Genomic DNA, 17675 nt, shown 5'->3' on the forward strand with positions numbered 1-17675 from the left:
GGGGCGACGACGAGCCAGCTGCCGGTGAGCCGGGGCCGCTCGGGTGCCGGCAGGGGCTTCCAGGTGACCCGGTAGCGCCAGCTGTCGGCGGTCCGGTCGCCGGCCCGGCCGCGCGCCCACTCGGCGAGGGTGGGCACCAGGGAGGCGAGGGAGGCCCTCAGTTCCCCGTCCTCGACCCGCAGGGTGGTGGCGAGGGCGTCCAGGTCCCCGTGGTCGACCGCCTCCCAGAAGCCGGAGTCGGCCGGGCCGGCGCCGGTCAGGGCGTCGGTGCCGGTCAGGGCGTCGGCGGGCCGGCCGGGGGTGGTGTCCAGCCAGTAGCGCTGCTGCTGGAAGGCGTAGGTGGGCAGGGGCCGCTTGCGCGCGCCGGTTCCGGCGAACACCGTGCCCCAGTCCACCGGCAGTCCGCGGACGTGGAGTTCGGTGAGCGCGGCGAGGAAGCGGCCGGGGCCGCCCTCGGCGCGCCGCAGGGTGCCGACGACGGCTCCGCCGCCGGCTCCGGCCGCTTCGACGGCCTGCTGGAGCCAGACGGTCAGCGCGGGGTGGGTGCTGCACTCGACAAAGGTGTGGTACCCGTCGGCGATGAGCGCGTCGACCGCCCGTCCGAACTCGACCGGACGGCGCAGGTTCTCGTACCAGTACGCGGCGTCCAGGCCCAGGGTGTCCACGGGGCCGCCGCTGACCGTGGAGTAGAACGGAATGCCGGACGTCCGCGGCGCGGTGCCGCCGAGGAGGGTGAGCAGTTCCTCCCGGAGCTCCTCCACCTGGGGCGAGTGTCCGGCGAAGTCCACGCCGGGGACCGGCCAGGTCAGGACGCCGGCCTCGGAGTACTGCTCGCGCAGTCGTTCCAGTGCCGCCGGGTCGCCGGAGACCGTCACCGACGTCGGCCCGTTGACCGCGGCGACGTCGAGTTCCCCGTCGTGGGCGGACAGTGCTTCGCGGACGGCTTCGACCGGCTGCGGCACGAACAGCATGCCGCCGCGTCCGGTCAGGGCCAGCAGGGCCCGGCTGCGCAGGGCGACGATCCGGGCCGCGTCGTCCAGCGAGAGCGCGCCGGCCACGCAGGCGGCGGCGATCTCCCCCTGGGAATGTCCGACCACGGCGTCCGGGACGATCCCGTGCGCCCGCCACAGCTCGGCCAGCGACACCATCACCGCCCACAGCACCGGCTGCACCACGTCCACCCGGTCCAGCGGGGGCGCGTCGGGCTCGTCCCGCAGGACCGAGAGCAGCGACCAGTCCAGGTGCGGGGCCAGGGCGCGTGCGCAGGCCGCGATCCGGTCGGCGAAGGCCGGGGCGTGGTCGAGCAGTTCCCGGGCCATGCCGGCCCACTGCGATCCCTGGCCGGGGAAGACGAAGACGGTCCGGGCCGATCGGGCGACGGCGCCTTCGACCAGGCCGGGTGCGCGGTCTCCCGCGGCCAGCGCGGCCAGGCCGCCCAGCAGGGCCGCGCGGTCGTCGGCGACGACGGCCGCGCGGTGCTCGAAGGCGGTCCTGGTGGTGGCCAGGGAGTGACCGACGTCGACGGACGACAGCTCCGGGTGCTCCGTCAGGTACGCGTGCAGCCGCTCCGCCTGGGCCTTCACCGCCTCGGCGGTCCGCCCGGACAGGACCCACGGGACGGCGGACGCCCCGGGCACGGACGGGGGCACGGGAACGGGTGCGGGCTCGGGCTCGGCGGGCGGCTGCTCGATGACGACGTGGGCGTTGGTGCCGCTCAGGCCGAACGAGGACACGCCGGCCCGGCGCGGCCGTCCCGTCTCCGGCCAGGGGGTGGCCTCGGTCAGCAGGGCGACGGCGCCCGCCGTCCAGTCGACGTTCGGGGACGGCCGGTCGATGTGCAGGGTCCGCGGCAGCTCGCCGTGCCCCATCGCCAGCACCATCTTGATGATGCCGCCGACTCCGGCGGCGGCCTGGGTGTGCCCGATGTTCGACTTCAGCGACCCGAGCCACACCGGCCGGTCGGCCGGCCGGTCCTGGCCGTAGGTGGCCAGCAGCGCGTCGGCCTCGATCGGGTCGCCCAGCCGGGTGCCGGTGCCGTGCGCCTCGACGGCGTCCACGTCGGCGGCCGTCAGCCGGGCGTTCGCCAGCGCGTCGCGGATCACCCGCTGCTGGGCCAGGCCGCTGGGCGCGGTCAGCCCGTTGCTCGCGCCGTCCTGGTTGATCGCCGAGCCGCGCAGCACCGCGAGCACCGGGTGGCCGTTGCGGCGGGCGTCCGAGAGCCGTTCCAGGAGCAGCAGGCCCACGCCCTCGGCCATGCCGAAGCCGTCCGCCGAGGCGGCGAAGGACTTGCAGCGCCCGTCCTCGGCGAGCCCGCGCTGCCGGCTGAAGCCGGTGAACGACAGCGGGGTGCCCATCACGGTGGCGCCCCCCGCCAGGGCCAGCGCGCATTCGCCCGAGCGCAGCGACTGCGCGGCGAGGTGGACCGCCACCAGGGACGAGGAGCAGGCCGTGTCCACGGTCACGGCGGGCCCCTGGAGGCCGAGTTGGTAGGCGACCCGCCCGGACAGGACGCTGGTGGAGATGCCCGCGATGAACAGGCCCTCCAGTTCCTCGGGGACGTCGCGCAGGGTGCCGCCGTAGCCCTGGTAGGAGGCGCCGGCGAAGACACCGGTCGGGGTGCCGTGCAGGGACGCCGGGTCGATGCCGGCGCGCTCGATCGCCTCCCAGGAGGTTTCGAGCAGCAGTCGCTGCTGCGGGTCCATGGCCAGGGCCTCGCGCGGCGAGATCCCGAAGAACCCGGGGTCGAAACGGTCCGCGTCCCTGACGAATCCGCCCGCGGCGGCGTAGCTCCTGCCGGGCCGGTCAGGGTCCGCGTCGTACAGCGCGTCGAGGTCCCAGCCCCGGTCGGACGGCAGCCCGGAGACGGCGTCGCGTCCGTCGGCGACCAGGCGCCACAGGTCCTCGGGGGTGCGTACGCCGCCGGGGTAGCGGCAGCTCATGGAGACGATCACGACGGGGTCGTCGTCCGCGGCGGGTGCCGCCGACGGGAGCGGCCGGACGGTGGCGGGTTCCTCGGCGACGCCCAGCAGTTCGGTCTCCACGCGCCGGGCGAGCGCGGTCGCCGACGAGTAGTCGAAGACGACGGTGACCGGGAGCCGCAGGCCGGTGGCGGTGTTGAGCCGGTTGCGCATGTCCACGGCGGTCAGGGAGTCGAAGCCCAGGTCGCGGAAGGCACGGCCGGGGGCGACCGCGTCCGGCGAGTCGTGGCCGAGGACGGCGGCCGCGTGGGTCCGGACCAGGTCGACCAGCACCCGGGTCCGCTCGGCCGCCGGGAGCGGCACCAGCCGGTCGCGCAGCGCCGAGGGCGTTCCCTCGGCCCCGGTCCCACCGGTCTCCGGTTCGGCGGCCAGCGCGGTGCGCACCTCGGGGAGTTCCCCGATCAGCGGGCTGGGGCGGGCCGAGGTGAAGACCGTCGCGAAGCGGTCCCAGTCGATGTCGGCGACCACGACCACCGTCTCGTCGTGGTCCAGGACCTGCTGGAGCCCGGTGATCGCGACCGCGGGCGGCATGAAGAGCACGCCGTGGCCGCGCAGGGTCTCCTCCGCCAGTTCGGCCGCCATCCCGCCGGCCCCGTCCTCGGGGCTCCAGATGCCCCACACCACGGAGGTCGCGGCGAGGCCGCGGCTCCTGCGGTCCTCGGCGAGGCCGTCGAGGTAGGCGTTGGCGGCGGCGTAGGCGCCGTGGACGGCGCTGCCCCACACCGCGGAGATGGAGGAGAACAGCACGAACGCGTCGAGCGTGTCCCGGTCGAAGAGCAGGTCCAGGTTCCTGGCCCCGCCGACCTTGGCGTGGAAGGTGTCGGCGAACTCGTCCGCGTCGGTGTCGGGCAGTGGCACCAGCAGCCCGGCCCCTGCGGCGTGGAAGACGGTGCTGATCCGGTGGCCGTCCTGTTCGAGGCCGTCCTTGAGCTCGCGCAGGGCCTCCAGGTCGGCGACGTCGCACGAGGCCAGGGTGACCCGGGTGCCGAGGGCGGCCAGTTCCTCGGAGAGCTCCGGCGCACCCGGCGCATCCGCGCCGCGCCGGCTGACCAGCACCAGGTGCGCGGCTCCCCGCCGCGCCAGCCAGCGCGCGATCTGCGCGCCGATCCCGCCGGTACCACCGGTGATCAGCACGGTGCCGCCGGGCCGCCAGCTCCGCCGCGGCGCGGTGTCGCCCAGGGCGGACCGGACCAGCCGCCGGCCGTGGCAGCCGGTGGCCCGTACGGCGATCTGGTCCTCGTCCCCGGCGCCGCCGGCCAGCACCCGGCACAGCTGCGGGGCGGTGTCCGCGTCCAGGACCTCCGGGAGGTCGATCAGACCGCCCCAGCGCTGCGGGAACTCCAGCGCGGCGACCCGGCCCAGACCCCAGAGCAGGTTCTGCGCGGCGCTGACCGCGCTCCCGGTGTCCGTGCCCCCGACCGACACCGCACCCCGGGTCGCCCACCACAGGGGCGCGTCGATCCCGGCGTCGCCGAGGGCCTGCACCAGGGCCAGGCTGAGCGCGGTGCCCAGCGGGACGGAGGGGTGCGCCGAGTGCGGGCGCTCGTCGAGGCCCAGCAGCGACAGCACTCCCGTCACCGGGCCGGGCAGCGCGTCGAGGGACGCGCGAACCCGGTGGGCCAGCGCGGCGCGGTCGGCCTCCGCCTCGGCGACCCGCAGGTGGACCACCGAAGCCCCGGCCTGCTCCATGACCTGGACGGTCGTCTCCGATCGGCGTGCCCCGTCCTCGGGCCGACCGTCCGACGACAGCACGAGCCAGTTGCCGTCCAGTGCGACCGGGGGCCCCTCGGGCAGGGCTCGCCAGGTCACGCGGTAGCGCCAGGAGTCGACCACCGAACGCTCGGTGCGCTCGGTGCGCCAGGTGGCGAGCGCGGGGAGCACCACGTTCAACGGGTCCTCGGGCGTCACCCCCAGGGCCGTGGTGAACCGGTCCAGGTCGCCTCCGCCCAGGGCCTCCCAGAAGTCGTCGCCCTCCGAGGACGTTCCGGAAGGACCGCCCGCCGCGGGGCCGGTGTCCTCCAGCCAGTACGGGCGACGCTGGAAGGGGTAGGTGGGCAGGGAGACGCCGTCCGGACGGTGTCCGGCGAACACCCGGTCCCAGTCGGGCGACAGGCCGCCCGCGTGGGCCTCTCCCAGGGACGTCAGGAAGCGGTCGAGGCCGCCCTCGCCGCGCCGCAGCGTGCCCATGACCACGGCGGGGCCCTGCGCGGAGCCGGCGGTGTCGGCCGCGTCGGCGGTCTGCTGGACGCCGAAGGTGAGCACGGGGTGCGGGCTGGACTCGACGAAGAACCGGAAGCCCTCCCCCAGCAGCGCCGCCGTGGCCTGCTCGAACTCGACGGTCTCCCGCAGGTTGCGGTACCAGTACTCGGTGTCCAGGGACTTCGTGTCCAGCCAGCCGCCCGTCACCGTCGAAAGGAACGGCACCGTGCCGGACAGGGGTGTGATGCCGTCCAGGTCGGAGAGCAGCTGCTCGCGGACCTCCTCGACGTGCGCGGAGTGCGACGCGTAGTCGACCTCGATCAACCGCGCCCGCACCCCCTCCCCGACCAGGGCCTCCACCAGTGCCGCCACCGCGTCCGCGTCGCCCGACACCACCGTCGACGACGGACCGTTCACCGCCGCCACCGACAACCGGCCCGCGATCCGCTCCCGCACCACCTCGACCGGCAGGGGAACCGACGCCATCCCGCCACGGCCCGCCAACGCACCCACCGCACGGGAACGCAGCGCGACCACCCGCGCCCCGTCGTCGATGCTCAGACCACCCGCCACCACGGCCGCGGCGATCTCACCCTGGGAGTGGCCCACCACCGCGTCCGGAACCACACCGAACGAACGCCACACCTCCGCCAGCGACACCATCACGGCCCACAGCACCGGCTGCACCACGTCGACCCGCGCCAGCAGGGCCTCCGAGCCCAGCGCCTCCGCCAACGACCAGTCCACGTAAGGCGCCAGCGCACGCTCGCACTCGGCCATCCGCCCCGCGAACACAGCCGATTCGGCCAGCAGTTCCGCGGCCATCCCGACCCACTGCGAACCCTGACCCGGGAACACCAGCACCGAACGGCCCGAGGACACACCGTCGCCCTGTACCAGCCCCGGCACCGAGCGGCCCTCCGCCAGCGCCTTCACGCCGTCGAGCAGCCGGTCCGGGTCGGTGCCCACCACCACGGCGCGCCGTTCGAAGGCGGTCCGCGTGAGGGCGAGGGCGCGGCCGGTGTCGGCGGCCCGCAGGGGTGCGGGGTCGGCGCTCAGGTGTGCCAGCAGCCGGGCCGCCTGGTCGCGCAGCGCCTCGTCGGTGCGCCCCGACAGCGCCCAGGGCAGCGGGTACGCGTCGCCGCCGGCCGCGGCGTCGGCCACCGGTTCGGCTTCCTCCGCCGGGGCCTGTTCCAGGATCAGGTGGGCGTTGGTGCCGCTGACGCCGAAGGCGGACACGCCCGCCCGGCGCGGGCGTCCCGCGTCGTCCCAGGCGCGGGCCTCGCAGAGGACCTCCACGGCGCCCGACGACCAGTCCACCATGGGCGTCGGCCGGTCCGCGTGCAGGGTCCTGGGCAGTTCGCCGTGCTCGATCGCCAGCACCATCTTGATGACGCCGCCCACGCCGGCCGCCGCCGAGGTGTGGCCGATGTTCGACTTCAACGAGCCCAGCCACAAAGGCCGTTCGGCGGGCCGCCCCTGGCCGTAGGTGGCCAGCAGGGCCTGCGCCTCGATCGGGTCGCCGAGGGTGGTGCCGGTGCCGTGCGCCTCCACCACGTCCACCTCGGACGCCGTCAGGCCCGCGTCCGCGAGCGCCGCCCGGATCACCCGCTGCTGCGACGGACCGCTCGGCGCGGTCAGTCCGTTGCTCGCACCGTCCTGGTTCGTGGCCGAACCCCGGACGACGGCCAGCACCGGGTGCCCGTTGCGCCGCGCGTCCGACAAGCGCTCCAGCAGCAGGACGCCGACGCCCTCGGACCAGCCGGTTCCGTCCGCGTCGGCCCCGAACGCCTTGCAGCGGCCGTCGGCCGACAGCGCGCGTTGGCGGCTGAACGCCACGAACGGGTCGGGGGTCGCCATCACCGACACCCCGCCGGCCAGGGCCAGCGTGCAGTCGCCGGCCCGCAGGGCCCGGATCGCCAGGTGCAGGGCGACCAGGGAGGAGGAGCAGGCCGTGTCCACGGTCACCGCCGGCCCTTCGAGGCCCAGGGTGTAGGCGATCCGGCCGGAGACCACACTGCTCGCGGTCCCGGTGTCCAACAGGCCCTGGACCTCGGGGAGGTGGCGCGAACCCGCGCCGTAGCCGTTGCCGATCGCCCCGAGGAAGACACCCGTGCCGGTGCGCCGCAGCGTGCGGGGGTCGATCGCGGCCCGCTCGACCGCCTCCCAGGCGGTCTCCAGTGCCAGCCGCTGCTGGGGGTCCATGGCCAGGGCCTCGCGCGGCGAGATGCCGAAGAACTCCGCGTCGAACTCGGCGGCGTCGTGCAGGAAGCCGCCGTGCCGGGTGTAGGAGGTTCCGGGCCGCTCGGGGTCCGGGTCGTAGAGGCCCTCCAGGTCCCAGCCTCGGTTGACCGGCCACGCGGAGATCGCGTCGGCGCCCCGGGAGACCAGGTCCCACAGCAGTTCCGGCGTGTTGGCGCCGCCGGGATAGCGGCAGGCCATCGAGACGATGGCGATCGGTTCGTGGCGGGCCTGCTCGGCCTCGCGCAGCTGCCTCCGGGCGTCACCGAGGTCCGCGGTGGCGCGCCTGAGGTAGTCGAGCAGCTTCTTGTCGTCGGACATCAGTGCCAGCTCTCTCTCAGGCGTTGCCGAAGTCGTTGTCGATCAGGGCGAACAGCTCGTCCGCTGTCGCCGTTTCCATCGCCGTGGCGGTGTCGTCCACCGGTCCGGGCGGTGGTGCCGCGCCGCCCGGTCCGCCGGCGCGCCGGCCCCAGCCGCGTAGCAGTTCGTCCAGTCGTTCGCCGACCCCGTCGGTGCCGGCCGCTCCGGGCGGGACGGCCGCGAGGAGCGCGGCCAGCCGGTCCAGTTCGGCCAGCAGCGGCGAGGGGGGTTCGGGTGCGGCGGACAGCTCCGCGTCCAGGTAGGCGGCCAGCGCCTCGGGCGTCGGGTGGTCGAAGACCACCGTCGGCGGGACGGTCAGCCCGGTGGCCTCGCACAGCGCGTTCCTGAACCGCACCGCGAGCATCGAGTCGAAGCCGACCTCGGAGAAGGCGCGTTCCGGGCGCACCGGACCGGCTCCGGTATGGCCGAGGACCGCGGCCGCGTGCCGGATGACCAGGTCGAGCACCACTTGACGGCGTGCCGGCCGGTCCAGTGGGGCCAGCCGGGCGGCCAGTCGTGCGGCGGGGGTACCGTCCTCGTCGCCCGCGGCCTCCGGAGTCTCCTCGGCCGGCACCCTGGTGGTGACCGCGGCGGCCGTCCGGCCCGGGGTGGGCAGCCAGTACCGGTCGCGCTGGAAGGAGTACGTCGGCAGCAGGACGGGTGCCGGGCCGCCCGGCCCGGGGGCCCCCGTCCAGGGCGACCAGTCCACCGGACCGCCGCCGGCCGCCCACGCCTCGGTCAGTGAGGCCAGCAGCCGGTCCCGGCCGCCGTCGCCGCGCCGCAGCGTGCCGACCGCCGCCACCTCCCGCCCGGCCTCCGCGGCCACCGCCTCGATCCCGGCGAGCAGCACCGGATGCGGGCTGACCTCGACGAGCAGGGTGTGGCCCGCCTCCAGCAGGGCGCGCGTCGCTCCGACGAAGTCGACCGGCTCGCGCAGGTTGCGGTACCAGTAGGCGGCGTCGAGCGATTCCCCGGCGACCGGCTCGCCGGTCACCGTCGAGTAGAGCGGGACGGCCGAGGCGCGGGGGCGGATCCCGGCGAGGGCTTCGCGCAGTTCGTCCTCGACCTCGGCGACCTGGGCCGAGTGGGCCGCGTAGTCCACCGGGATCGCCTTGGCCCGTACGCCTTCCCGGTCGCAGGCCGCGAGCAGGGCGGCCAGCTCCTCGGGCTCCCCGGCGACGACCACGGCCTCGGGGCCGTTCACCGCGGCCACGCACACGCCTGAGCCGGCGGGCAGCAGGCTGGTGGTCCGCTCGGCGGAGGCGGCGACCGACACCATGCCGCCGCGTCCCGCCAGCCTCAGCAGCGCCCGGCTGCGCAGCGCCACCACGAGGGCCGCGTCGTCCAGCGACAGCGCTCCGGCGACGTGGGCGGCGGCGATCTCGCCCTGGCTGTGCCCGACGACCGCGTCCGGGGTGACCCCGGTGTCGCGCCAGTGCGCGGCCAGCGCGACCATCACGGCGAAGAGCACCGGCTGGACGACGTCCACGCGGTCGAGCGTCGGTGCGCCGGGCGCGCCGCGCAGCACCTCGGTCAGGGACCAGTCGGTGTGCGGCGCGAGCGCCCGTTCGCAGTCCGCGATGGCGGCGGCGAACGCCTCGGAGGTGTCGAGGGCCGCCACGGCCATGCCGGCCCACTGCGAACCCTGGCCGGGGAAGACGAAGGCCGTACGGCCGCCGCGCGCCCGGTCCTGCACGGCGTCGGGCGCGGGTTCTCCCGCCGCGAGGGCGTCCAGCCAGCCGAGGAGCGCGTCACGGTCGCGGCCGGTGGCGGCCGCTCGGAAGGGCAGGGCCGGGCGGGTGGTGGCGAGCGCGCGGGCCAGGGCGGCGGCGCCCCCGTCGTGGTCGGCCCGCAGGTGCTCGCCCAGTCGGCCCGCCTGTCGGCGCAGGGCCGCGGGGGTCATGGCGGAGAGCAGCCACGGAACCGTCGCCCCGGTGTCCTCGGACGGTTCGCCGTCCGTGCCCTCGGGCCGCGGGGCGGCGGCGGGTGCCTCCTCCAGGACGGCGTGGGCGTTGGTGCCGCTCATGCCGAACGCGGAGACGCCGGCCCGGCGCGGCCGGTCCCCGTCCGGGGCGTCCCAGGGGCGGGCGTCCGCGAGCAGCCGGACCGCGCCGGCCGACCAGTCCACCCGGCTGGACGCCTCCTGTGCGTGCAGGGTGCCGGGGAGCACGCCGTTGCGCAGGGCGAGCACCGTCTTGATGACCCCGGCGACCCCGGCGGCGGCCTGGGTGTGCCCGATGTTGGACTTCAGCGACCCCAGCCACAGCGGGCGGTCGGCGGGCCGGTCCTGGCCGTAGGTGGCCAGCAGGGCCTGCGCCTCGATGGGGTCGCCGAGGACGGTGCCGGTGCCGTGCGCCTCGACCAGGTCGATCTCGGCGCCGGACAGTCCCGCCGTGGCCAGCGCGGCCCTGATCACCCGCTGCTGCGCGGGGCCGCTCGGGGCGGTGAGGCCGTTGCTGGCACCGTCCTGGTTCACCGCGGTGCCGCGTACCAGGGCGAGGACCGGATGCCCGAGGCGGCGCGCGTCGGAGAGGCGCTCCACGAGCAGGACGCCCACCCCTTCGCCCCAGCCCGTGCCGTTCGCCCCTTCGGCGAAGGAGCGGCAGCGGCCGTCGGGCGACAGTCCCTGCTGACGGCTGAACTCGACGAAGACGTCCGGGCTCGCCATCACCGCGGCGCCGCCGACCAGGGCGAACGAGCAGTCGCCGGCGCGCAGTGCCTGGCCGGCCAGGTGCAGGGCCACCAGCGAGGACGAGCAGGCCGTTTCCACGGTCACGGCGGGGCCGCCGAGCCCGAGGGTGTAGGCGATGCGGCCGGAGGCGACGCTGGTGACCGTGCCGCTGAGCAGGTGCCCCTCGACGTCGTCGGACGGGTCCTGCGGGCCGGTGCCGTAGCCCTGGGCGGCGACGCCGACGTAGACGCCGCCCTCGCTGCCGCGGACCGACGCGGGGTCGAGTCCGGCCCGCTCCAGTGCCTCCCAGCTGGTTTCGAGGAGCAGTCGCTGCTGGGGGTCCATGGCCAGGGCCTCGCGCGGGGAGATGCCGAAGAACTCCGCGTCGAACTCGGCCGCCCCGTCCAGGAATCCGCCGCCGGTGGTGTAGAAGGTGCCCGGGTGCAGGGGGTCCGGGTCGTAGAGGGTGTCCAGCGGCCAGCCGCGGTCGGCGGGCAGCGCGGCGACCGCGTCCACTCCGTCGGCCACCAGTCGCCACAGGTCCTCGGGCGAGCGGACGCCGCCCGGGAACCGGCAGGCCATCGAGACGATCGCCAGGGGTTCGTCGGCCGCCCCGGGCGCGGAGTCCGGCGCGGCCGGGCCGGTCGCGCCGGCGGCGTCCGGTGCCGTGCCGCCCAGCCCGGCGAAGAGGTGCGCGGCGAGGTCGGCCGCCGTCGGGTGGTCGAAGACGGAGGTGAGCGCGAGCGGCAGAGCGGTGGCCGCGACCAGCCGGTTGCGCAGTTCCACGGCGGTGAGCGAGTCGAAGCCCACCTCGCGGAACGGGCGGTCGGCCTGGAAGCCGGCGGCCGAGTCGTGGCCCAGCACGGCGGCCGCCTCGCTCCGGACCAGCTCCGTCAGCAGTTTGCGGCCCTCCGGCTCGGACAGCCGACGCAGCCGGTGCAGCCACGACGGGTCGCCGCCCCCCGTACCGGGTCCGGACCCGGCGGAGGTGTCCGCGGCAGCCGGGCCGCCGTCCGCCGCCCGGAACCCCTGGGCGGCCGGAAGGCCGCGCAGCAGCGCGCTGTCCCTCACCGAACCGAAGAGGGGCGCGAAGCGGCTCCAGTCCAGCGCGACGACGACCGGTTCGCCCTCGTCCAGGGCCAGCGCCAGGCCGAGCGCGGAGAGCGCCGCCGCGGGGGCCATCGGCACCAGCCCGTGGCGGCGCAGGCCGTCGCCGACCGCGCCCTCGGCCATGCCCGCGCCGGCCCAGGGGCCCCAGGCCACCGAGGTCGCCGTCAGGCCCCGGCCGCGCCTCGCCGCGGCGAGGCCGTCCAGGTAGGCGTTGGCCGCCGCGTAGGCGCCCTGGCCACCGCTGCCCCAGGTGCCCGAGATCGAGGAGAACAGCACGAAGGCGTCCAGCGGGCGGTCTTCGAACAGGGCGTCGAGGTGGGCCGCCCCGCGCGTCTTGGCCGCCGTCCGCCGGGCCAGTTCCTCCGGCGTGCAGTCCATCAGCGCGGTGTCCGAGGTGAGTCCCGCGGTGTGCACCACGGCCCGTACGGTGTCGCCCTCGTCGCGCAGTCGCCCCAGGACCCGTTCCAGCTCAGTGCGGTCGGCGACGTCGCAGGCCAGGAGGGTGCACCGGGCTCCGAGCGCCGCCAGGGCGTCGACCAGCGCGTCGGCTCCGGGGGCCTCGGGGCCCCGCCGGCCGAGGAGGACGAGGTGCTCCGCGCCGCGCTCCGCGAGCCAGCGCGCCACCTGGGCGCCGAGGCCTCCGGTGCCGCCGGTGACGAGGACCGTGCCGCGCGGCGTCCACGGTGCGGGCGCGGGTGTCGCGGGTTCCGGCGCGGGGAGGAGTCGACGGCCCATCGGTGCCGGCGCGCGTACGGCCACCTGGTCCTCGCCGTCCCGTCCGGCCAGCACCGCGCACAGCCCGTCCAGCGCGGGCCCGTCCAGCAGGTCCGGCAGGTCGACCAGGCCGCCCCAGCGCCGCGGGTGCTCCAGTGCCGCCACCCGGCCCAGGCCCCACACCTGGGCCTGCTCGGGGCGGACCTCCTCCGTGCCGTCGGCTGCCACGGCGCCGCGGGTGGCGCACCACAGGGGTGCGTCGATGCCGCTGTCGCCCAGGGCCTGGAGCAGCAGCAGGGTCCCGCTCAGGCAGGCGTCGAGCACCGGCAGGCCCGGGCGGGGGCCCCGGGCCAGGGCCAGCAGCGACAGGACGCCCTCCAAGGAGCCGAACTCCGGGAGCAGCGAAGCCAGTTCGGCGCGTTCGACGGCGGCCCCGACCCGGATCACGGCCACCTCGGCGCCGTGGCCGGCGAGTGCCTGTTCGCAGGCGAGTGCGGTGTCCTCGGCGCCGGGTCCGTCCGGGGTGACGAGCAGCCAGCGGCCGGAGAGCCGGGGCTGCGCGGGCGCGGTGAGCGGCTCCCATGCGATGCGGTAGCGGCGGGGGCCGGCCGGGACCTCGGCCTCCCGGCGGGAGCGCCGGGCGGCGGGGGCCGGGTCCGGCGCGGCCACCGGCCAGAAACGCCTGCGCTGGAAGGCGTAGGTGGGCAGGTCGACCCGCCGCACGTCGGTGCCGCTCCAGCCCGCCGACCAGTCCACCGCCACGCCGCGCAGGTGCAGCGAGGCGAGTGCGGTGCGGACCGCGTCCGGCTCGCCTCGGCCGTCGCGCAGCAGCGGCACCGTCCCGGGGCCGCCGGGGGTGGCGGTGGCGTCGGGGCCGGGGGTGTCGTCGGAGAGGCAGGCATGGAGCATGCCGGACAGCACGCCGCCCGGTCCGAGTTCGAGGTACGTCGTCGCGCCCTCGGCCCGCAGCCGGCGGGCCCCTTCCAGGAAGCGCACGGTGCCCCGGACGTGGCGCACCCAGTGGTCGGGGGAACGGAGTTCCGCGGCCGTGGCCGTGCGCCCGGTCAGGTTGGAGACGATCTCGATGCCGGACGCGTGGTAGGTCAGCGACTCGGCCACGTCCCGGAACGCGTCGAGCATCCCGTCCATCCGGGCGGAGTGGAACGCGTGGCTCACGCTCAGCCGGCGGGTGCGCCGTCCGCGGGAGCGGAACGCCCCGGCCAGGCGCAGCACCGCGTCCGCGTCACCGGACAGGACCACGGAGGCGGGCCCGTTGACGGCGGCGATGTCCACCGCGTCCCGGCCCGGGCCGGGGTGCCCGGTGCGGTCGTCCAGCAGGGCCTGGCGCACTTCCTCCTCGGCGGCCTCCACCGCCACCATCGCCCCGCCCTCGGGCAGTTCGCCCATCAGCCGGCCCCGGGCCGCTACCAGCGCGCAGGCATCGGCCAGGTCCAGCACGCCCGCCGCGTGGGCGGCGGCGAGTTCGCCGACGGAGTGCCCCATCAGCAGGTCGGGCCGCACACCCCAGTGCTGCACGAGCCGGAACAGCGCCGTCTCCAGGGCGAACAACGCGGGCTGGGTGTACCGGGTGCGGTCGAGCAGCGCCGCACCGGGGGTTCCGGGCTCGGCGAACAGGATGTCGCGCAGGGGCAGGTCGAGGTGCGGGTCCAGGCCGGTCAGCACCTCGTCGAGGGCGTCGGCGAACACCGGGTCGTCGCGGTAGAGCTCCGCACCGGCTCCGGCCCGCTGGCTGCCCTGTCCCGGGAAGAGGAAGGCGGTCCGGCCGGAGCGTACGGCGTCCCCGGTGAGCAGGTGGCCCGCTGCCGTGCCGCGCGCGAGTGCGGTGAGCGAGCGTCGGACGGATGCCCGGTCCCGTCCCAGGACGGCGGCCCGGTGTTCGAGCGGGGCCCGTCCTGTGGCGAGCGAGTAGGCGACGTCCGCCAGTTCGGCGTCCGGGTCGGCGTCGAGCCGGCTCACCAGCCGGCCGGCCTGTGCCCGCAGGGCCTCCGGTGTGCCGGCCGAGAGCAGCAGCGGCACGGGCGGGGCGGCCCGGCGCGCGGTGGCGGCCGTGGCGGTGTCCGGGGCGGGCACGGCCGAGGTGCCGGTCCGCTCCGGGGCGGGCGCGACCGCGATGGCGGGTGCCTGCTCGATGATCGCGTGCACGTTGGTGCCGCTGATGCCGAACGACGACACGCCTGCCCGGCGCGGGTTCCCGGTCTCCGGCCACGGGGTGTGCGCGGTGAGCAGGCGGATGGCGCCGTCGGACCAGTCGACGTGCGGGTTCGGCGTCCCGGTGTGCAGGGTTCCCGGCAGTTCGCCGTGGCGGATGGCCAGCACCATCTTCATCACTCCGGCCACCCCGGCCGCCGCCTGGGTGTGCCCGATGTTCGACTTCACGGAGCCGAGCCACAGCGGCCGGTCCGCCGGGCGCGCCGGCCCGTGGACGGCCTGGAGCGCCTGCGCTTCGATGGGGTCGCCGAGCTTCGTGCCGGTGCCGTGGGCCTCGATCGCGTCGATCTGGTCGGCGCGCAGCGCGGCGTCGGCCAGCGCGGCGCGGATGACCTGCTGCTGGGACGGGCCGTTGGGGGCGGTGAGCCCGTTGCTGGCGCCGTCCTGGTTCACGGCGGTGCCGCTGACCAGCGCGAGTACGGGGTGGCCGTGGCGCAGGGCGTCGCTGTGGCGCTCCAGCAGCAGCACTCCGGCGCCCTCGCCCCAGCCCGTGCCGTCCGCGTCCGCCGAGAACGCCTTGCACCGTCCGTCGGCGGCGAGCCCGCGCTGACGGCTGAACTCCACGAAGAGCCGCGGGGTGCTCATCACCGTCACCCCGCCCGCGAGGGCCTGCTCGCAGTCGCCGCGCCGCAGTGCCTGTACGGCCAGGTGGAGCGCCACCAGCGACGAGGAGCACGCGGTGTCGACGGTGAGCGAGGGTCCCTGGAGGCCGAGGACGTAGGACAGCCGCCCGGACAGCACGCTGGCCGTGTTCCCGGTCAGCAGATGGCCCTCGGACACACCCTCGGCGCCCTGCAGCAGCGCGGAGTAGTCCTGGCCGTTGGTGCCGATGTAGACGCCGACCTGCCGGTCCTTCAGCGCGGTCGGGTCCTGCCCGGAGCCCTCGACCGCCTCCCAGGCGGTCTCCAGGAGCAGCCGCTGCTGCGGGTCCATGGCCAGGGCCTCGCGCGGCGAGATGCCGAAGAACTCCGCGTCGAACTCGGGGGCGTCGTGCAGGAACCCGCCCTGCATGCTGTACGTGGTGCCGGCGTGGTCGGGGTCGGGGTCGTACAGCCCCTCGGTGTCCCAGCCCCGGTTCGACGGCCAGTCGCCGACGGCGTCGGTGCCCTTCGAGAGCAGGTGCCAGAAGTCCTCGGGCCCTGCGACCCCGCCGGGGAAGCGGCAGCCCATGCCGACGATCGCGATCGGCTCGTTGCCGCCGGGTGCCGCCGCCGGGCTCGCCCCGGCGTCGACGGAGCCGGCGGGCCCGGCGGTGCCGCTCGCGGCGTCCGGCAGGTCCAGGTCCGCGATCAGCCGGTCGGCCAGTGCCGACGGTGTGGGATGGTCGAACAGGACGGTGGCGGGCAGGGCCAGTCCGGTGACGGCGGCGAGCCGGTTGCGCAGCTCCACCGCCGTCAGCGAGTCGAAGCCGAGCGCGGAGAACGCCTTTGCGGGCTGGACCGTGTCGACGTCGGGGTGGCGCAGGACCGTCGCCGCGTGGGTGCGGACCAGTTCGGTGAGGGTCCTGACCCGGTCCTCGTGGCGCGGCTGTCCGGCGATCCGCTGCCGCAGGGCGTCGGCGGAGTCGCCGCCTTCCCGGGCCGCCGACGGTGCGGTGGTGTCCGCGACGGGCCTCTCGGCAGCCGGGTCCGGCATCCCGTGGAGGAGGGCGGCGGTCCACCGGCCCCTGCCCTCGGTGAAGCGCCTCCAGTCGACGTCGGCGACCACGACCAGCTCGTCGTCCTCCGCGAGTGCCCGGCCGATCGCGGTGACGGCCGTTTCGGGCTCCATCACCGGCATGCCGAAGTCCCGCAGCCGTGCGGCGACCTCGTCCGCCAGCATGCCCGGCCCGGCCCAGGCGCCCCAGGCCACGGACGTGCCGGGCAGCCCGGCGGCCCGGCGGGCGGCGACGAGTGCGTCGACGGCCGCGTTGGCGGCCGCGTAGTTGCCCTGCCCGGCGTTGCCCACGACGCCCATCACGGACGAGAACACCACGAAGGCCGACAGGTCGAGACCCGTGGTGGCCTCGTGCAGGTTCCGCGCGGCGGTCAGCTTGGCGCGCATCACCACGGCGAGCCGCGCGGGGTCCATCGCGTCGAGCACACCGTCGTCGAGGACGCCTGCCGCGTGGATGACGGCGGACAGCGGGTACCGCGCCGGGATGGCGGCGACCAGCACCGCCAGTGCGGCCGGGTCGGCGACGTCGCAGGCCGCGAAGGCCACTTCGGCGCCCAGCGCCGTCAGTTCCGTCCGCAGCGCGTCCGTACCGGGTGCGTCGGCGCCGCGGCGGCTGACCAGCAGCAGCCGCTCCGCGCCCTGGCCCGCGAGCCAGCGCGCCGTGTGCGAGCCGACGCCACCGGTGCCACCGGTGACGAGGACGGTGCCCTGCCATCGCGGTCGCTTCCGCACGGCCGCACCACCCTGACGGGCTTTCGGCGGCACGGACGACGCGGGGCGGAGACGGCGTCCGTGGACCCCGGTGGAGCGCACCGCCACCTGTTCCTCGTCGGCCGCGGCTCCCGCGAGCACCGCGCACAGGCGGCGGGCGGCCCGAACGTCCAGCACCTCGGGCAGGTCGATCAGACCGCCGCGGCGATGCGGGTGCTCCAGTGCCAGCGTGCGGCCCAGGGCGGCGGACGCGGCCTGACCGACGTGTCCGGGCCGCTCCGCGCCGCCCAGGACCGCCGTTCCCTTCGTCAGCGTCCAGAGCCGGCCGTGGACGCCCGCGTCCTCCAGCGCCTGGGCCAGCGCGAGGGTCAGCGCCGGACCACCGGGCAGGTCGAGGTGGTCGGGATGGGGGCGCTCCTCCCAGGACAGCAGGGACAGCACGCCGGCGATCGGCTGCTCCCCGGCGGTCTTCGCCAGCAGGGCGGCCAGTTGTTCGCGGGTCGCGCCCGGATCGGCGACGACGCACGGGAGGAGGTCGGCTCCGGCCTCGCCGAGGGTGTCCAGGACGGCCGCCGCGTCCTCGCCCTCGGGACGCACGGCGAGCCAGCGACCGGGGAGGCCGTCCGCCGGCGCGACCGACAGGGGCGCCCAGGCGACGTGGTAGCGCCAGGAGTCCGCCCTCCGTTCACGACTCCTGACGGAGCGCCAGATCGCCAGCGCGGGCAGGACTTCGTCCAGGGCTTCCCGGCCGACCCCGAGGGCTTCGGCGAGCTGGGCCGGGTCCTGCAGTTCCGGGTCGTCCCAGT

The 17675-nt window shown here is 76.2% G+C and carries 2 protein-coding genes; both read right to left on the reverse strand.

Annotated elements, in window-relative coordinates; all coding sequences use genetic code 11:
- Positions 1-7742, reverse strand: a 7742-nt coding sequence (locus ABD308_RS13635; protein WP_425554760.1) for a type I polyketide synthase, incomplete at its 3' end; no start/stop codon positions are given.
- 13 nt (positions 7743-7755) lie between these two features.
- A partial coding sequence (locus ABD308_RS13640) for an SDR family NAD(P)-dependent oxidoreductase (protein ID WP_344333130.1) occupies positions 7756-17675 on the reverse strand: 9920 nt, incomplete at its 5' end.

The sequence above is a fragment of the Kitasatospora putterlickiae genome (genome assembly GCF_039527695.1).
In the GTDB taxonomy this organism is placed as follows: Bacteria; Actinomycetota; Actinomycetes; order Streptomycetales; family Streptomycetaceae; genus Kitasatospora; species Kitasatospora putterlickiae.